Source organism: Solwaraspora sp. WMMD791, from assembly GCF_029581195.1.
Taxonomy (GTDB): Bacteria; Actinomycetota; Actinomycetes; order Mycobacteriales; family Micromonosporaceae; genus Micromonospora_E.
In genome coordinates, this window is sequence record NZ_CP120737.1 from 2,784,499 (window position 1) to 2,802,885 (window position 18,387).

At 72.6% G+C, this 18,387-nt stretch carries 11 protein-coding genes and 1 pseudogene; 8 read left to right on the top strand and 4 right to left on the bottom strand.

Translation table 11 applies throughout. The features are described from left to right. Both O7623_RS12260 and O7623_RS12265 read left to right on the top strand, forming a co-directional pair. The gene (locus tag O7623_RS12260) at window positions 1–888 is read left to right on the top strand and encodes an amino acid ABC transporter permease (RefSeq protein WP_282228737.1); all 888 of its coding nucleotides are present in this window, start codon (window positions 1–3) and stop codon (window positions 886–888) included. Next, window positions 885–1,643 (top strand): annotated as a pseudogene (locus tag O7623_RS12265) (amino acid ABC transporter ATP-binding protein); the annotation flags it as partial. The gene O7623_RS12260 and the pseudogene O7623_RS12265, both read left to right, overlap by 4 nt. 24 nt (window positions 1,644–1,667) lie before the next feature. Here O7623_RS12265 and egtD read toward each other — a convergent pair. The 4 genes from egtD to O7623_RS12285 are packed head-to-tail and all read right to left on the bottom strand — an operon-like array spanning window position 1,668 to window position 5,942. Next, on the bottom strand, window positions 1,668–2,630 hold the full coding sequence (egtD, locus tag O7623_RS12270) for an L-histidine N(alpha)-methyltransferase (RefSeq protein ID WP_282228738.1): 963 nt from the start codon (window positions 2,628–2,630) through the stop codon (window positions 1,668–1,670). Continuing rightward, complete coding sequence (egtC, locus tag O7623_RS12275) at window positions 2,609–3,385, bottom strand: ergothioneine biosynthesis protein EgtC (protein WP_282228739.1); 777 nt, start codon at window positions 3,383–3,385, stop codon at window positions 2,609–2,611. Before egtC ends, egtD begins: the two co-directional genes overlap by 22 nt. After that, entirely contained in the window at window positions 3,385–4,689 is a 1,305-nt protein-coding gene (gene egtB / locus O7623_RS12280; RefSeq protein ID WP_282228740.1) for an ergothioneine biosynthesis protein EgtB, read from the bottom strand. The genes egtC and egtB overlap by 1 nt, the downstream gene beginning before the upstream one ends. After that, window positions 4,686–5,942, bottom strand: a complete 1,257-nt coding sequence (locus tag O7623_RS12285) for a glutamate-cysteine ligase family protein (protein WP_282228741.1) — start codon at window positions 5,940–5,942, stop codon at window positions 4,686–4,688. The genes egtB and O7623_RS12285 overlap by 4 nt, the downstream gene beginning before the upstream one ends. 258 nt (window positions 5,943–6,200) lie before the next feature. Between O7623_RS12285 and O7623_RS12290 the strand changes: the two genes are divergently transcribed. From O7623_RS12290 to O7623_RS12315, 6 genes are all read left to right on the top strand, one after another. Next, window positions 6,201–7,376 carry a carboxymuconolactone decarboxylase family protein gene (locus tag O7623_RS12290; protein ID WP_282228742.1) on the top strand — a complete coding sequence of 392 codons (1,176 nt, stop codon included), beginning with the start codon at window positions 6,201–6,203 and terminating at the stop codon, window positions 7,374–7,376. Window positions 7,377–7,451: 75 nt separating this feature from the next. Next, window positions 7,452–8,474 carry a DUF1702 family protein gene (locus O7623_RS12295; protein ID WP_282228743.1) on the top strand — a complete coding sequence of 341 codons (1,023 nt, stop codon included), beginning with the start codon at window positions 7,452–7,454 and terminating at the stop codon, window positions 8,472–8,474. Window positions 8,475–8,668: 194 nt separating this feature from the next. Continuing rightward, complete coding sequence (locus O7623_RS12300) at window positions 8,669–9,643, top strand: DUF1702 family protein (RefSeq protein ID WP_282228744.1); 975 nt, start codon at window positions 8,669–8,671, stop codon at window positions 9,641–9,643. Window positions 9,644–9,646: 3 nt separating this feature from the next. After that, on the top strand, window positions 9,647–11,593 hold the full coding sequence (locus O7623_RS12305; protein ID WP_282228745.1) for a CRTAC1 family protein: 1,947 nt from the start codon (window positions 9,647–9,649) through the stop codon (window positions 11,591–11,593). A 5-nt stretch (window positions 11,594–11,598) separates the two neighbouring features. Further along, window positions 11,599–12,606, top strand: coding sequence for an enediyne biosynthesis protein (locus O7623_RS12310; protein ID WP_282228746.1), 1,008 nt, complete (start codon window positions 11,599–11,601; stop codon window positions 12,604–12,606). After that, window positions 12,603–18,386 (top strand): type I polyketide synthase, encoded by a 5,784-nt coding sequence (locus O7623_RS12315; protein ID WP_282228747.1) that lies wholly within the window; start codon window positions 12,603–12,605, stop codon window positions 18,384–18,386. Before O7623_RS12310 ends, O7623_RS12315 begins: the two co-directional genes overlap by 4 nt. The last annotated feature ends 1 nt before the right edge of the window (window position 18,387 follow it).

The window sequence follows — 18,387 nt, forward strand, 5'->3', positions numbered from 1 at the left end:
GTGCACGGGTTCACGGCACCGACCGGCAGCGCTCCGCAGGTCGGCGGCTATCAGCCCAGTGAGCTGCAGCAGCGGCGGGACGCGTACCGCCGCCGGCAGAGCGTCCGGTCGGTGCTGATCGCCGCCGCCTCCACGGCCGTGCTCGGCGCCCTGCTGGTGGTGGCGGTGCGCAACTCCCCTGGCTGGCCCCGGGTCCAGCAGTCCTTCTTCGACCCGGCCGTGGCGGCCGACGCGCTGCCGGCGGTGCTGCGTGGACTCTGGCTCAACGTACGGCTGCTGGTGTTCTGCGCCGCCGGGGCGTTGGCGCTGGGGTTGGCGGTCGCGCTGGCCCGGACCCTGCGTCCGGCGGTGTTCTTTCCGCTACGGGCCGCCGCGACCTCCTACACGTACGTGTTCCGGGGCGCACCGCTGATCATCGTGCTGTACCTGTTCACCTTCGGGGTGCCGGGGCTGCGGCTGGCCGGCACCCCGTCGGTGCTGGTCCTCGGCGGCTGCGCGCTGGTCGTCACGTACGGCGCCTACCTGGCGGAGGTGTTCCGGGCCGGCATCGAGTCGGTGCACCCGGCGCAGCGGGCCGCCGCCCGGTCGCTGGGGCTCAGCCACGCGCAGACGATGCGGTACGTGGTGCTGCCGCAGGCGGTCCGGCGGGTCGCGCCACCACTGCTCAACGACCTCGTGGCGCTGCAGAAGGACGTCGGCCTGATCTCGTTGGCCGGGCCGATCGACGCGATCCGCGCCGCTCAGATCGAGACCGCGACCAGCTACAACTTCACCCCGTACGTGGTGGCCGGGGTGCTGTTCATCCTGCTGGCGATCCCGCTGGTGGCGGTGGCCGACCAGGTGACCATGCGGGCCGCCCGGCGGCAGACCTGGGCCGGTACGGCATGACGCCGGCGGCGGACGCGGGGCGGGGCGGTGGGCCGCCGGTGCTGGTCTGCACCGGGGTCCGCAAGGTCTTCGGCGAGCGGGTCGTGCTGCGTGATCTGAGCCTGGAGGTGGCCGAGCACGAGGTGGTCGCGCTGATCGGCGGCAGCGGCTCCGGCAAGTCGACCCTGCTGCGCTGCGTCAACCTGCTGGAAACCGTCGACGACGGCACGATCCATCTGGACGGCCGGGACATCACCGACCCACGGGTCGACCCGGATCGGGTACGCCAACGGATCGGGTTGGTGTTCCAGTCGTACAACCTGTTTCCGCACCTGACCGTGCTGGACAACGTCACGCTGGCGCCGCGCCGGGTGCACCGGGTCGGGCGGGTCCAGGCGCAGCGGCGGGCGATGGAGCTGCTGGACCGGGTCGGGCTGGCCGATCAGGCGAAGCAGTACCCGGACCGGCTCTCCGGCGGCCAGCAGCAGCGGGCGGCGATCGCCCGGACCCTGATCAACGCGCCCCGGCTGCTGCTGCTCGACGAGGTCACCTCGGCGTTGGACCCGGAACTGGTCGGCGAGGTGCTGGCGTTGATCCGGGAGCTCAGGGCCGACGGGATGACCATGCTGATCGCCACCCACGAGATGGGGTTCGCCCGCGAGGTGGCCGACCGGGTCTGCTTCCTCGCTGACGGGGCGATCTACGAACAGGGACCGCCGCAGCGGGTGCTCGACGCCCCCGAGCACCCGCGCACCCGGCAGTTCCTGCGCCGGCTCACCGGCACGCAGGGGGACCGACCGTCACCGGCGGCGGGACAGGCTGATCGCGAACCGGCCGACCGGGTCGGTCCACCAGTGGGTCAGCTCGAATCCGGCGGCGGCCAGCTCGGCGGTCACGCCGGCCCGGCGGAACTTCGCCGACACCTCGGTCCGTAGTTCCTCCCCGGCGGCGAACGGCACCGTCAGGTCCAGGTCGGCGATGTCGACCGTCATGGCCCGCTCGGCCCGCAACCGCATCTCGATCCACTCGTGCTCGGCGTCCCAGCGGGCGACGTGCCGGAACGCCGCCGGGTCGAAGTCGGCGCCGAGTTGCCGGTTGACCACGTTCAGCACGTTGCGGTTGAACTCGGCGGTCACTCCCTGGGCGTCGTCGTAGGCGGCGACCAGGGTCGGCTCCGCCTTGACCAGGTCGGTGCCGAGCAGCAGGCATTCACCGGGTCGCAGGGCCCGGCGCAGCGTGGCCAGGAACTCGGCCCGTTCGGCCGGCACCAGGTTGCCGATGGTGCCGCCGAGGAAGGCGACCAGCCGGTGGTCACCGGCCGGGATCCGGTCAAGGTGCCGGGTGAAGTCACCGACGATCGCGTGGACCGACAGCTGCGGGTAGTCGCGGTGCAGCGCGGTGGCGGCGTCGCGCAGCGCCGACTCGGAGACGTCCAGCGCCACGAAGCGGTCCAGGGTGCCGACCCGGCACAGCGCGTCGAGCAACAGCCGGGTCTTCTCCGACGATCCGCTGCCCAGCTCCACCAGGGTGGCGGCCCGGGTGGCGGTGGCGATGTCGGCGGCGTGCGCGGTCAGCGCGGCGCGTTCGGCCCGGGTCGGGTAGTACTCGGCCAGGGTGGTGATGCGGTCGAACAGTTCGCTGCCGTACTTGTCGTAGAACCACTTCGGGGGCAGCCATTTCGGGTCGGCGGTGAGCCCCGCCCGGACGTCGGCGCGCAACGCCTGCAGCTGATCGGCCTCGGTCAGTGCGATGTCGATCCGCACAGTTCCTCCACGGTGTAGGTGGTCGGGGTCGCGACGACAAGTCGGCGGTCCGGTACGGCGGTCCAACCCGGATCGTCGTCGGTCGGTTCGGAGGCGACGACGATCCGGTCCGGGTCGGCCCGGACGGCCAGGGTGTGGCCGACGGTGCTGGCCCAGCCCTGTGCGCCGTCGGTGAGCAGCAGGTTGAGCCGGGACGCCGGGGCCACCGCGAGCACACCGGTGACGGTGTCGGCGATCGCCGCGGCGGGTGGCGTGCCGGCCCGCAGCCGGTGGCGCACCAGCGCCCACAGCAGCGCGGCGTCGGTGGGCGCGTCGAGGGTGAGCAGGTCGGTCACCGGCAGGGTGGCGGCAAGGTCGGCGACGCTGGCCGGCCAGCCGGCCACCACCCCGTTGTGGCTGAACAACCACCGGCCCTCGGTGAACGGGGCGCAGGCCGTCTCGACCACCGGCATCCCGGGGGTGGCCGAGCGGACGGCGGCGAGCAGCGCGCCGGTGACGGTGGCCCGGGCCAGCTCGGGCAGGCTCTGGTCGGCCCAGATCGGTACGGCCCGGCGGTACCGGACCGGGTTGGCCCGGATGCCGGCGTCGGATCCGGTGCCGGCGTACCAGCCGATGCCGAACCCGTCGGCGTTGACCGTGCCACCGCCACGCATCTGCCGGGGTGCCCAGGACTGGCGGTAGAGGCTGTGCGCCGGGTCGATCAGCAGCGTCGCCAGGCTCGCGGGTGGGCCCAGGTAGAGCTGGTGGCGGCACACTAGGCGACCTCGCCGGGCAGCGGGTCCCGGGCGGTCCGGAAGCCACTGAAGATCTGCCGCCGGATCGGATAGTCCCAGTTGCGGAAGGTGCCCCGGCAGGCGGACCGGTCGGTGCCGAACGAGCCGCCACGCAGCACCCGGTAGTCGCGGCCGAAGAAGACCTGCGAATACTCCCGGTACGGGAAGGCGGTGAAACCGGGGTAACCGTCGAACCAGGTGTCGGTCCACTCCCACACGTCACCGATCAGCTGGTGCACCCCGGCCGGTGAGGCACCGGCCGGGTAGGCACCCACCGGGGCCGGGGACAGATGCCGCTGGCCCAGGTTGGCGTGCTCGGGGCGCGGATCGTCGTCGCCCCACGGGTAGCGGCGGGACCGGCCGGTGGACGGGTCGTACCGGGCGGCCTTCTCCCATTCGGCCTCGGTAGGCAACCGACGACCGGCCCAGTTCGCGTACGCCTGGGCCTCGTACCAGCTGACGTGCACCACCGGCTCGTCAGGCACGATCGCCGACCGTCGGCCGAACCGGGTGCAGCTGCCGTCGCCGTGCCAGTGCGCCGGCCCGGCGAGCGCGGCCCGCAGCCGGTGGGCCCAACCCTGCGGGCTCCACCATCGCTCGTCGTGGTAGCCGCCGTCGTCGATGAACCGCTGGTAGCGGGCATTGGTCACCGGTGCACGGTCGATGAAGAACGCCGGTACGTCGACCGGGTGCCCGGGGCGTTCGTTGTCCAGCGCCCACGGCTCGGTGGAGGTGCCCATGGTGAACGGCCCGGCGGGGACGAGTGCCTCGCCGTCGACCGGCCCGGCCGACGGCGGGGTGGGCGCGGCGGGGAGCACCGGCGGCCCGACCCGCAACTGGTGGGTGGCGAGCATCGTCTCGTCGTGCTGCTGCTCGTGCTGAACGATCATCCCGAAGGCGAAGCCCTGCTCGACCAGCGGCCGGCCGTCGAACGCCACCGTGTCGAGCAGGTCGAGGACCTTGTCCCGGACGGTACGGGTGTAGGCGCGCGCCTCGGTCGGATCCAGCAGCGGCAGCGCGGGGCGGTCGGCGCGGGCGTGTTTGAACGCGTCGTACAGGTGGTCGATGTCGGCGCGGACCGGATCCCGGCCGCCGACGTCGCGGACCAGCCAGAGCTCCTCCTGGTTGCCGATGTGAGCCAGATCCCAGACCAGCGGCGACATCAGTCGCGAATGCTGGCGGACCAGGTCGGCGTCGTCGACGGCGTCGGTGAGGGCGTTGCTGCGTCGCCGGGCGCGATCGAGGTCGTCGGCGAGTACGGCGCGTAGGTCGGTCGGTCCGGTCACAGGTCCTCCTTCGGCAGCCGGCGACGCAGCGAGTGCCGGATCGTGGTGATGGTCGTGGCCGGCAGACCGGTGTCGACCAGGTGGTCGCAGGCGAGTGCGACGACGGCTCGGGCGGCGGTGGCCAGCGCCGGGTCGGCCAGACCGACGCGGGCGGCGTCGGCCCACCGGTCGGCGACCGGGGCGGCGTGGCGCCATGCGGCGCGCAGCGTCTCGTCGCGGGCGAACAGGCTGGCCAGTACGGCGACCGGCGCCAGCCAGTCGCCGGCCGGCTGGGCGTCGAGGTAGCGGATCTCCAGGTAGCCCTGCGGGCGTACCGGTGGGAAGAGCGTGCTCAGGTGCAGCGACAGGTCGGCGTAGGTGGGCGGGCGGGGCAGGCCGCTGCGGATCCAGTCGCCGAACCCGACCCCGGCCGATCGGGACCAGCCGGACCGCCCGTCGGCGATGAACAGCGGCGGGGTGTCCAGGACGCGACGGGTCCAGTCGGCCACCGGGTCCGCCGGCGGCTGTCCCGGTGCGACGGCGGCGGGCGGGGTGGTGCGGGCCGGGTCGAGGGTGAGCCAGGTCCGCATCCGGTGGGACACCCAGCCGGTGTCCCGGTCGGCGTACCGTGCGGAGTTGGCGAAGGTCGCCAGCAGCACCGGCCCGAGTGCGTGCGCGGCCGCCCAGCGCAGCGGCAGTTGGGCGGGGGTTCCGGCGTCGAGGCACACCTGCAGGCCGGCGGTGGCGCACATCATGGTCGCTCCGGCTGCGCCGTACCGGCCGAAGGCGTCGGCCATCGCGGTGTACCGGCGGTTGTGCAGGATGCGCCGGGGCGGCCGGTGGGGGTCGCAGCCGTGGGAGCCGAGCCGCAGGCCGGCCCGGGCTAGCCGGGCGTCGAGGGCGGCGGTGTCGGCGACGGCGTGCCGGTGCAGGTCGGCGACGGAGTCGACCGGCAGGCTGGAGATCTCCACCTGGCCGCCGGGCTCGACGGTGACCTGTCCGCCGTACGGCAGGGGCCGGTGCGGGCTGTCGCGTCGCAGGGTGGGTGGGGCGTGTTCGCCGAGCGCCCGGCCGAGGATCTCCGGGTCGAGTGGACGGGCGGGGTCGTCCACGTGGTGCACGGTCCATTCGAGTTCGACACCGACCCGCCGTGGTGGTCCGGTCTTGAAGCAGATCCGCCCGATGTGGCCGACGGCAGCGGACACGTCGGCGATGACTTCGTCGCCGTCGGCCGGCCGCACGGCGTCGGACAGGTGCAGGTGCTGCACTCCCACCCCTCCAATTGTCACCGTATGTGACGTTGTGACAACAGTTCATCCCACCCTAGCGGCAGGGTCCGACAATCGGCGCCCCGGCGACCGGACAGCACCGCTATCCAGCCCCGTGACCAGCACACCTCGGCAATATGGAAGTTCCCTCAGGAGTCCAGCGGTCGGCATTCTGATGAACATGCGATCACCTTCAGTGATCGGACTGACACTGCGCCAGCCGTACGCCGCAACATCCGATCGCCGCACCATGAGGGAGCCAGGATGGTCATCCGACGGGTCGTCGCGTCGGTCGCCCAACGCCAGGTGCGACACGTCCGTCCGGTGTCCGAGCAGTCGGCGCTCGGCACGGTCGCGACCGTGTACGCCCAGTGCACCGAGGAGATGCGGCTGGTCATCCCACCGGTCCTGCTCCACTCGCCGGCACCGGAGACACTCAGCGCCTTCTGGATGCTGATGCGCGAACCGCTGCTGGTGGTGGGCACGGTGGACCGCGTCGCCAAGGAGGCGGTCGCCGCCGGGGTGTCGGTCGCCAACATCTGCCCGTACTGCGTCGACATGCACAGCACCGGGCTGTACCCGCAGGCCGGGGAGCACGACGCCGAAGCGGTCGTCGCCGACCGGCCACAGGCGATGACGGACCCGCGGCTGCGGGCGCTGGTCGAGTGGGCCCGTAGCGCCCATCTGCCGGACGCCCCGACGCCGGTGCCGTTCACCGAAGCGCAACGGCCGGAGCTGGTCGGTGTCGTCGTCGCCTTCCACTACCTGACCCGGATGGTCAACGTCTTCCTCACCAGCTTCCTGCTGCCGCCCGGACTCACCCCGGCGGCGCGGCGACGGTTCAAGCACGTCGTCGGCCGGCAGCTCGACCCGACGCTGCGGGCGGCACCCGTACCAGGGCGGTCGCTGTCGCTGCTGCCGGCGGCGGCGCTGCCGGCCGACGCCGGCTGGGCGGCCGGCGACCCGACGGTCGCCCAGGCGGCGGCCCGGTCGTACGCGGCGCTGGCCGCCGCCGGCGAACGGTGCCTGTCCGCGCCGGTCCGGCACCTGGTCGAGGAGCGGCTGACGAGTTGGCGCGGCGAGGAGACCGGGCTGTCCCGGCAGTGGTGTGAGGACCTCATCGCCCCGTTGTCCCCGCCGGACCAGGCCGCCGCACGGTTGGCCCTGCTCACCGCCCTGGCGTCGTACCAGGTGGACAACGAGACGGTCGCGGAGTTCCGCCGGCACCACCCGGGCGACCGGACGCTGATCGAGGCCGCGGCCTGGGCCAGCTTCACGGCGGCCCGGCGGGTCGGCGCCTGGCACGTCCCGACCGACCCGGCCCTGCCCGGCGCACCGTCACCGGCTCCGCCCGGAGCACCGTCGTCGGCTCGGCCCGGCGCACCGTCATCAGCTCGGCCCGGCGCACCGTCGTCGGGCCGGCACGCCCGGACCGGATAGCCGACTCAAGGGGTACCGGCCGCCGCGCCGGGGGTGCCGGCACCTGTCGGCACCCGTACCGGAATGGAGAAACTCATGGCAGGCGTCATCGGCGCCGTTCGGCGGTTGGCTCTGGCGCCACCGCTGACCGAGGTCACCTTCGCGCGCCGGGGCTTTCCCGGCGCGTCGGCACCGGCCGCCCGCCGGTTGGAGGCGGTCCCCCAGGCGGTGATCTGCGGCTTCGAATGGGCCATCGACAGCACCGACCAGTGGGAGCTGGAACGTCGGCTGGAGCTGGTCGAGCAGGAGCTGCGGGGCTTCGCCTACGAAGGGGCGACGATGGCACTCACCGTACGGGACGTCACCGGCGCCCGGCGCGGCCGGCGCACCCGCGACCTGCTCACCGGCGGCGGCCGGCCGCACCTGCTGCTGGCGTACATCGGGATCGGGTTCGCGATGGCCAGGCTGCCCCGGCCGCTGTGGCGCAAGGTGCTGCCCGACCTGACCGGGCTGCCCTACCACCCGACCATGTCCTGGCTGGCGGTCGACGGGCTCGGCTTCGACCGGGCGTACTTCCACACCCGACGCTGGGTCGTCGAGCAGCGCCAGCCCGCGCCCTACCCGTGGCTCGGCCGGCCCGACTACTTCGGCCGCGCCTTCGACCAGGGCATCGGCCGGGCACTGTGGTTCATCCACGGCGGTCAGCCGCAGGCGGTCGCCGCCGCCGTCGAGGAGTTCGCGCCGCCCCGGCGGGCGGATCTGTTCAGTGGTGTCGGGCTGGCGGCGACCTTCGCCGGCGGCGATCTCGACCTGCTACCGGAGCTGGCCGGCCCGTACCGCGCGGAGCTCGCCCAGGGCGCCGTGTTCGCCGCCAAGGCCCGCGCCGAGTCCGGCTTCGTGCCGGCCCACGTGGAGACCGCGACCCGGGTACTGACCGGGACGTCTGCCGCTGCCGCCGCCACGCTCGCCGACGAGGTCGCGGTGGCGGACACCGACGGTACGGGCGCCGACGGCACCCACTCGGGCGGTGCCCGGCCGGACGGCCCGCCGGCCTACGAGACATGGCGGCGACGCATACGGGAAAGATTTGCCCCTGGCCTGCGTTCGACCCACTACTGAACAACAGGATCGGAGCAACACCAAGATAACGGCTGTCACCGTCGACGGCCGGCTCACGCATGCCTATTTCGCATTGCCGAGCAATATCGGAGAAATTCCCCAACGGCGCATTTCCAAAGAAGGAATTCCGTCGCCCCGCTGGCCATGATACGGGGCGACGACTGCCGTTCACCGAGGACAAGTGAGGGAGAGAGTTGGCTACGTACTGGCGTAAGACGAGACGCGCGCTCCTGACGCCGAAGCTTTCCGAGACGACCTTGGAAGTCCGCGGCTTCCATGCCAAGAACTCCACCTCACGCGACGTCCTGGAGACCGTTGGGCGATCGTTCATCGCCGGGTACGCGGCGGCCATGGAGGCGGCCACACCGGCGGAGGTCGCCGTGCCCCTAGCCGAACTACCGGTGCGCTACCAGGGTTTCGCCTACGAGGGCGCGGCCATGGGTTTCGCCATTCTCGACGGGCTGCCGTTCGGTCGTTCCGACCATGTCTCCCGTTTCCTGGCCGGGCCGGGCGACGCGCACGTCTACATGGCCTATGTCGGCATCGGGTGGGCGATGGCCCGGTTGCCGAGATTCCGGTGGCGGACGCTGACCGCGCCGGACCCGCTGCTGCGCTGGCTGGCCCTGGACGGGTACGGGTTCCACCAGGCGTACTTCCACACCGACCGGTACGTCCATCAGCGCCACGAGGAGACCGACTTTCCGTGGCCGATCAGCGGCCCACGCTGGTACGCCAGACGCGCGATCGACCAGGGCGTCGGCCGGGCCAGCTGGTTCGTCGGCGGCACCGACCCGCAGCGGGTCGCCGCGCTGATCGACGCCTTCGCCCCCCACCGGCGCGCCGACCTGTACAGCGGTGCCGCGCTGGCGGCGACGTACGCCGGCGGCGCCGACGCCGACGAGCTCCGGACGTTGTGGGACCGCGCCGGTGACGCCCGGCCGCAGGTCGCCCAGGCCAGCGCCTTCGCCGCCGAGGCACGGGCGCGGGCCGGCCTGGTGGTGGCGCACAACGAGCTCGCCACCGAGATCTTCTGCGGAATGTCCGTGTCCGACGCGGCGACGGTCAGCCGACAGACCCGGCCCGACCCCGCGACCACCGGCCCGGTGCCGGCCTACGAGGTGTGGCGGGAGCGCACCGCCAACCAGTTCGTCTCTCTTGGGAGGTGCTAGCCCGTGTCGTCCACAGTTGGCTTGCTTCGCCGGCAACTCGCCGGGGTCATCGCGGTCCTGCTGGTGGTGAGCCTGTTCGTTCTCGCCCGCCAGCCCGGCTACGCCGCTGACACCCGTGCGGGCCTGGCCGCCGGCTACTCGTTCACGCCGATGTCGATCGCGATGCCGGGCGGCTTCACCCAGCAGTCGATCCGCAAGGTCAACCAGGAGTACGAACACATCGACGCCTGGATCTCCTCGGTCGGTGCCGCGATCGCCATGAACGACCTCGACGGCGACGGCCTGGCCAACGACCTGTGCGTCACCGATCCCCGGATCGACCAGGTCGTGGTGAGCCCGACGCCGGACAGTCCGGCCCGGTACGCACCGTTCGCGCTCGACCCGGACCCGCTGCCCATGCACTTCGCGATGGCGCCGATGGGCTGCGCACCGGGTGACTTCAACGCCGACGGCCGGATGGACCTGCTGGTCTACCTGTGGGGCCGCACCCCGATCATCTACCTGGCCAGGGCCGACGTCGACGAGCTCGGCCCGGACAGCTACCGGCCGACCGAGTTGATGCCGGGTCCGTCCGGAACGGGCTACACCGGCCCGGACTGGAACACCAACACGGTCACCGTCGCCGACTTCGACGGCGACGGCTACGAGGACATCCACGTCGGCAACTACTTCCCGCACAGCCCGGTGCTCGACCACACGGTCTACGGCGGGGTGGAGATGAACCACTCGATGTCCCACGGGCTCAACGGCGGCCCGGACTACATCTTCCGGTGGACCGGGGCGACCAGCGGCGCCGAGCCGACGGTGCGCTACGAACGCGTCGACGACGCCATCCCCGCCGACGCCTCGACCGGCTGGGCGCTGGCTTCGGGCGCGATCGACCTCGACGGCGATCTGCTGCCGGAGCTGTACCTGGCGCACGACTTCGGCCCCGACCGGCTGCTGCACAACCGGTCCACCCCGGGCACCATCGACTTCGCCATCGTCGAGGCGGTCCGCAAGGGCACCGTGCCGAAGTCCAAGCAGCTCGGCGTGGACTCGTTCAAGGGCATGGGCGTCGACTTCGGCGACCTCGACGGGGACGGCAACTACGACCTGTTCGTCAGCAACATCACCACGTCGTTCGGCATCGTGGAGAGCAACTACGCCTTCATCAACGACGCCGCGGACACCGAGGAGATGCGCCGCCGGCTCGCCGCCGGTGAAGCGCCCTTCACCGACCGCAGCGCGCCGATGGGCCTGGCCTGGTCCGGTTGGGGCTGGGACACCAAACTGGCCGATTTCAACAACAGCGGCCAGACCGTGGTCACCCAGGCGCTCGGGTTCGTCAAGGGCGAGGTCAACCGGTGGCCGCAGCTGCAGGAGCTGGCGACCGCGAACGACCTGCTGCTGTCCAATCCGGCCTGGTGGCCCAACGTGCGCGCCGGCGACGACGTCGCCGGTGGGCAGACCCTGCGGTTCTTCGTACCCGACGAGACCGGACGCTACGTCGACGTGGCCGCCGAACTCGGTCTGGCGGTGCCGGTGCCGACCCGTGGCATCGCCACCGGCGACGCCGACGGCGACGGGCTGCTCGACTGGGCGGTCGCCCGGCAGTGGGCCGAACCGGTCTACTACCACAACGACAGCCCGTCGCCCGGCGCCTTCCTCGGCCTGCACCTGACCCACCCGCACGACACCGTCCCCAGGCAGGCCGGTTCGCCGGCGACCGGTGCCCAGGTCGTCGCCACCACCGCCGACGGACGGGTCTTCCTGTCCCGGGTCGACGGCGGCAGCGGCCACTCCGGCCACCGCAGCCACGAGGTGCACATCGGACTCGGTGAGGTGACCGGGCCGGTGCAGGTGCAGATCAGCTGGCGGGACCGCACCGGCCAGGCACACGAACAGACCCTTGAGATGACCCCCGGCTGGCACTCCGTACAGCTCGGGTCCGAGGCCACGGTGAGGTGAACCTGATGACCACGACCACCCCGCAGACCGCCCGTCCCGCCCCCCGGCACGACCCCAAAGTCGTCACCGCGCTCCGCCGGTTCGCCATCTCGATCTCGGTGTTCAACATCCTGGGCTACACCGTGCTCGGCTTCGAGCAACCGTGGCTGTGGCCGTTCGTCGCGCTCGCCACGGCGTACACGATCGAGATCGGCCTGGAGATCATCGGTGCCCGGGCCGAAGGTCGCCCGCCCCGGTTCCTCGGCGACGGGGTACGCGGACTCGCCGAGTTCCTGTACCCGGCGCACATCACCGCGCTGGCGGTGAACATGCTGACCTACGTCAACGACCAGATCCTGGCGATGATGTTCGGTGTCGCGGTGGCGATCGGCGCCAAGTGGGTGCTGCGGGCACCGGTACGGGGCCGACTGCGGCACTACATGAACCCGTCGAACTTCGGGATCATGATGATCCTCGTCGTCTTCCCGTGGGCCAGCATCGCGCCGCCGTACCACTTCACCGAGAACGTGGACGGTTTCGTCGACTGGTTCCTGCCGCTGGCCATCATCGGCCTGGGCACGATGCTCAACGCCAAGCTGACCGGCCGGATGTGGCTGATCGGTGCCTGGCTCGGGGTCTTCGCGCTGCAGTCGGTCGTGCGCGGCATCCTGCTGGACACCTCGATCCTGGGCGGGCTGGCCACCATGACCGGCGTGGCGTTCGTCCTGTTCACCAACTACATGATCACCGACCCGGGGACCAGCCCGTCCAAACCGGCCTCGCAGATCGCCTTCGGCGGCGGCGTGGCGCTGGTCTACGGCATGCTCACCGGCGCCGGCATCGCGTACGGGCTGTTCTTCGCCACGGCGGCGGTGTGCGCCATCCGGGGCGTGTTCCTCTGGTCGGTGCACATCGTCAACAAGGTCCGTGAGGCCAACGAGGCCCAGGCCCGCGCCGCAGCCGCGGCCGCCGGTGACCCGACCGCCGCACCGCTGACCACACCGTCGAACACGAAGGAGGTGGTGGTGGCGTGACCAGGATCTCCATCGTCGGCATGGCCTGCCGCTACCCGGACGCCACATCGCCGCGGGAGCTGTGGGACAACGCTCTCGCCGGCCGGCGGGCGTTCCGGCGGCTGCCGGACGTACGGATGCGGCTGGCCGACTACTGGGACGCCGACCCGGCCGCCCCGGACCGGTTCTACGCCCGCAACGCCGCCGTCATCGAGGGGTACGAGTTCGACCGGATCGCGTACAAGATCGCCGGAAGCACCTACCGGTCGACGGACCTGACCCACTGGCTGGCCCTGGACGTCGCCGCGACGGCGCTGGCCGACGCCGGGTTCCCGATGGCCGAAGGGCTGCCCCGCGAACGGACCAGCGTGGTCGTCGGCAACAGCCTCACCGGCGAGTTCTCCCGGGCGAACCTGATGCGGCTGCGCTGGCCGTACGTACGCCGGATGGTCGCCGCCGCGCTCAAGGAGCAGGACTGGGACGACGAGCAGCTCGCCACGTTCCTGGCCGATCTGGAGACCAGCTACAAGGCGCCCTTCCCGGCGATCGACGAGGACACCCTCGCCGGCGGTCTGTCCAACACCATCGCCGGGCGGATCTGCAACCACTTCGATCTCAAGGGTGGCGGCTACACCGTGGACGGCGCCTGCTCGTCGTCGCTGCTGTCGGTGGCGACCGCCTGCAAGTCGCTGCTCGACGGCGAGGTCGACGTCGCCATCGCCGGCGGGGTCGACCTGTCGATCGACCCGTTCGAGATCATCGGTTTCGCCAAGACCGGGGCCCTCGCCCGGGGCGAGATGCGGGTGTACGACAAGGGCTCCAACGGGTTCTGGCCCGGTGAGGGCTGCGGGATGATCGTGCTGATGCGCGAGCCGGACGCCACGGCGGCCGGGCACCGCAGCTACGCCACCATCGCCGGCTGGGGCATCTCCTCCGACGGCAAGGGCGGCATCACCCGGCCCGAGGTCAGCGGCTACCAGTTGGCGCTGCACCGGGCGTACGAGCGGGCCGGTTTCGGCATCGACACGGTCGGCCTGTTCGAGGGACACGGCACCGGTACGGCGGTCGGCGACAGCACCGAACTGAAGGCGCTCACCCTGGCCCGGCAGGCGGCCGATCCCGACGGGCGACCGGCGGTGATCGGCTCGATCAAGGGCATGATCGGGCACACCAAGGCGGCAGCCGGGGTGGCCGGCCTGATCAAGGCGGCGATGGCGGTGCATCACGAGGTGCTGCCCCCGGCGATCGGCTGCGTCGATCCGCACGACGAGCTGACCCGCCCGGACGCCGCGCTGCGGGTGCTGCGGCAGGCCGAGCCGTGGTCCGCCGACGTGCCGGTACGGGCCAGTGTGACCGCGATGGGCTTCGGTGGGATCAACACCCACGTGGTGCTGGAGAAGCGCGACGCCCGGCGGCGCAGCCGGCTGGACAGCCGGACCTTCTCGCTGGCGACCTCGGTGCAGGACGCCGAACTGCTCGCCGTCGACGCGCTGTCCCGCGACGAGCTGCGCGAGCGGCTGCACAAGCTGGTCGAGTTCGTGCCGACGGTGGCGTACGCGCAGTTGGCCGACCTGGCCGCCACGTTGCACCGGGAGTTGCGCGACCTGCCGTACCGGGCGGCGGTGGTGGTGACCTCGCCGGAGGACGCGGTACGGCAACTGCAACGGGTCCTCGACGTGCTCGACACCGACCAGACCCGCCTGGTCACCGAGGACGGCCGGGCCTTCCTCGGCTACGCCAGCGGGCCCGGCCGGATCGGCTACCTGTTCCCCGGCCAGGGTTCCGGGCGGGGCACCAGCGGCGGCGCGCTGCGGCGCCGGTTCGCCGAGGCGGACCAGGTGTACCGCCGGTCGGCCCTGCCGGAGTCGGCCGACGGCGTCGCCACCTCCGTCGCCCAGCCCCGGATCGTGACCGGATCGCTGGCCGGTCTCACCGTGCTGGCGAATCTGGGACTGGAGGCGACCGTCGCGGTCGGCCACAGTCTCGGCGAGATCTCGGCGCTGCACTGGGCCGGCGCCATCGACGAGGAGACGCTGCTGCGGGTCGCGCGGGTGCGGGGCCAGACGATGGCCGCGCACAGCGCGTCCGGCACGATGGCCGGTGTCGGCGCCGACCCGGACACCGTGCAGGAGCTGCTCACCGGCACCGACGTGGTGATCGCCGGCTACAACGGGCCGCAGCAGACCGTCGTCGCCGGCCCGGTCGACCAGGTCGAGCGGGTCTGCCACGCGGCCCGGGAGGTTGCGCTGGCGGCGACCCCGCTGGCGGTGTCCCACGCGTTCCACTCGCCGCTGGTCGCACCCGCCGCCGGGGCCTTCGCCGATCAGCTGACCGGAGAGCGGTTCCAGCGGCTGCACCGTACGGTCGTGTCGACGGTGACCGGCGAGGTCCTGCCGGCGGAGACCGACGTGCCGGCCCTGCTGCACCGGCAGATCGTCGACCCGGTGCTGTTCGCGCCGGCGGCGGCCGCCGCCGCCAAGGACGTCGACCTGCTCGTCGAGGTCGGACCGGGCCGGGTGCTCAGCGGCCTGGCCGCCGCCATCACCGACGTGCCCGCGCTGGCGTTGGACACCGACAGCCAGTCCCTGGTGGGGCTGCTGCGGGTGGTGGCGGGCGCGTTCGTGGTCGGCGCGGCGGGCATCCACTCCGGGCTGTTCCACGGCCGGTTGACCCGCAGCCTGGCCGTCGGGGCCGAGTTCACGTTCTTCGCCAGCCCCTGTGAGACGGCACCGACCGTCACGATCGCCACGACGGCGACCGTGGCCCCGGCGACCCCGGCGACGCCAGCGGCCGAGGCGACCCCGGTCGACGACGCCGAGTCGACCGTGGACCTGCTGCGGCGGATGGCCGCCGAGCGGGCCGAACTTCCGATGGAGATGGTCCGTGACGACAGTCGACTCCTCGACGACCTGCACCTGAGCTCCATCACCGTGGGACAGCTGGTCAACCAGGCGGCCGCCCGGCGCGGCATCGCGGCCAGTGCCACCCCGACGAACTTCGCCACCGCCACCGTCGGTCAGCTCGCCGACGCCCTCGACCAGCTCAGCGCGACGGCGACCGACGGCGACGCGCACGCGCCGACCGTGGTCGACGGTGCCGCACCCTGGTCGAGGGCCTTCCGGATCGACCTCGACCCGGCCGGTCCGCCGGCACCGGTGGTCGCCGCCCCCGGCGCGCCGGCCGGCGGGGGCTGGCAGGTGTACGCCCGCGACGACCATCCGCTCGCCGAACCGTTGCGGCTGGCCCTGGACCGGGCCGGGCTCGGCGGCGGAGTACTGGTCTGCCTCTCCCCGCAGTGCCCCGCGGACGAGGTGGAGCTCGCGCTGCGGGCCGCCCGGGCGGTGCTCGCCGGCGGCGGCGACCGCTTCGTCCTGGTCCAGTCCGACCGGGGCGCGGCCGGGCTGGCGAAGACGCTCCGGCTGGAGGCACCGCAGCTGAAGGTGACCGTGGTGCACGTGCCGCTGATCCGCGAGGCGCTGCCGTGGGTGTGCGCCGAGGTCGCCGCGACCGACGGGTTCCTCGAGTCCTACTACGAACCTGACGGCAGCCGGCGGGTGCCGGTGCTGCGGGCACTGCCGGTACGGGCCGAACGCACCGCGCAGGTTCTCGGCGGTGACGACGTCCTGCTGGTCACCGGCGGCGGCAAGGGCATCACCGCCGAGTGCGCCCTGGCGCTGGCCGCCGACAGCGGTGCCCGGCTCGCCGTACTGGGTCGCTCCGACCCGGCCGACGACCCGGACCTGGCCGCGAACCTGCGGCGGATGACCGACGCCGGGATCACCGTCCACTACGGCCGCGCCGACGTCACCGACGCCGACCAGGTCCAGCGGGCGGTGGCGCAGGTCACCGCCGCGCTCGGCCCGGTCACCGCGGTCCTGCACGGCGCCGGACGCAACGAGCCGACGGCGTTGACCAACCTCGACATGGCGCAGGTCCGGCAGACGTTCGCCCCGAAGGTCGACGGACTGGACGCGGTGCTGGCCGCGGTCGACCCCGACCGGCTGCGGCTGCTGGTCACCTTCGGCAGCATCATCGGCCGGGCCGGTCTGCGCGGCGAGGCGCACTACGCGACCGCCAACGAATGGCTCGCCGAGCGGACCGTCCGGTTCCAGCGGGAGCATCCGCAGTGCCGGGCCGTCTGCATGGAGTGGTCGGTCTGGTCCGGGGTGGGCATGGGCGAGCGGTTGTCTGTCGTCGAGTCGCTGCAGCGTGAAGGAGTGATCCCGATCTCCCTCGACGACGGGGTGACGCTGATGCGTCGGCTCGTCGGCGATCCCGACGTCCCACCGGTGGTGGTGGTCAGCGGACGGACCACGGGCATCGACACGGTCGCGCACGACCTGCCTGACCTGCCGCTGTTGCGCTTCGTCGACAAGCCGCTGGTGCGGTACCACGGCGTGGAACTCGTCTGCGAGACCGTCCTGCACCCGGGCAGCGACCTCTATCTCGACGATCACCGGTTGGACGGCAACCTGCTCTTCCCGGCGGTGTTCGGCATGGAGGCGATGGCCCAGGTGGCGACCGCGGTGACCGGGGCGTCGACGGTGCCCCGCATCGAGCAGGCCGAGTTCCTACGGCCGATCGTGGTGCCACCGGACGGCAGCACCACGATCCGGATCGCCGCGACCGTCGTCGACGACGCGGCGGTGGACGTGACCATCCGCAGTGCGGAGACCGCCTTCGCCGCCGAGCATTTCCGGGCCAGGCTGCGCTTCGACACCGACCCGGCCCCGGACGGGCCGCCGGACCAGGTCGACGACGGGCTGCCGCCGGTGGCCCTCGACCCGGCCCGGGACCTGTACGTGGACACCATGTTCCAGGGGGCCCGGTTCCAGCGGGTACGCCGCTACCACCGGGCCGCCGCGCGGCACATCGACACCGATGTCGCGGCCGACCCGCAGACCGCGTGGTTCGCCCCGTACCTGCCGGGCGACCTGCTGCTCGGCGACCCGGGGCTACGGGACGCGCTGATGCACGCCAACCAGGTGTGCGTACCGGACGCGACGTTGCTGCCGCAGGGCATCGACCGGGTCCACCCCGGCGGGGCCGACCTGGTCGGTCCGGGCGACTTCCGGTTCTGCGCCGTCGAACGCAGCCGCGACGGCGACACCTACCGCTACGACATCGCGGTACGCGACCGCGACGGCAGAGTCGTCGAACGGTGGGAAGGGCTGCGGCTGCGTGCGGTCCGCAAGAAGGGCGGTGCCGGCCCGTGGGTCGCCCCACTGCTCGGGCCGTACCTGGAGCGCACCGTGCAGGACCTGCTGGGCAGCGACACGGCGGTGGTCGTCGAGCCGGTGCTGCCGGACGAGGACGAGGCCACGACCCGGCGCGAGCGCACCGGGCGGGCCGCCGGTCGGGCACTCGGCCGGCCGGTGTCGGTCACCCACCGCCCGGACGGTCGGCCAGAACTGCCCGGTACGGCGGTCTCGGCCGCGCACGGCGCCGGGGTGACCCTCTGCGTCACCGGCACCGGCGACCTCGGCTGCGACGTCGAACCGGTGGCCAGCCGCTCCGTCGACGAGTGGCGTGACCTGCTCGGCAACCACCTGCCGCTGGCGCAACTACTGGCCCGCGACCTCGCCGAGCCGCTCGACGTCGCCGCGACCCGGGTGTGGAGCGCGGTGGAGTGTCTGCAGAAGGTCGGCCGTCCGCAGCCGACGCCACTGTCCCAGCTCACCGGCGGGCCGGCGGGCTGGGTGGTGCTGGCCAGCGGGAGCCAGCGGATCGCCACGATGGCAACCACGCTGCGCGACCACCCGGGCCCGGTCGTCGTCGCCGTCCTGGCGCAGGGGCGGTGAG

Coding starts and splice junctions, on each gene's coding strand:
- O7623_RS12290 (WP_282228742.1), top strand. CDS start 6,201: ATGGTCATCCGACGGGTCGTCGCGTCGGTCGCCCAACGCCAGGTGCGA.
- O7623_RS12295 (WP_282228743.1), top strand. CDS start 7,452: ATGGCAGGCGTCATCGGCGCCGTTCGGCGGTTGGCTCTGGCGCCACCG.
- O7623_RS12310 (WP_282228746.1), top strand. CDS start 11,599: ATGACCACGACCACCCCGCAGACCGCCCGTCCCGCCCCCCGGCACGAC.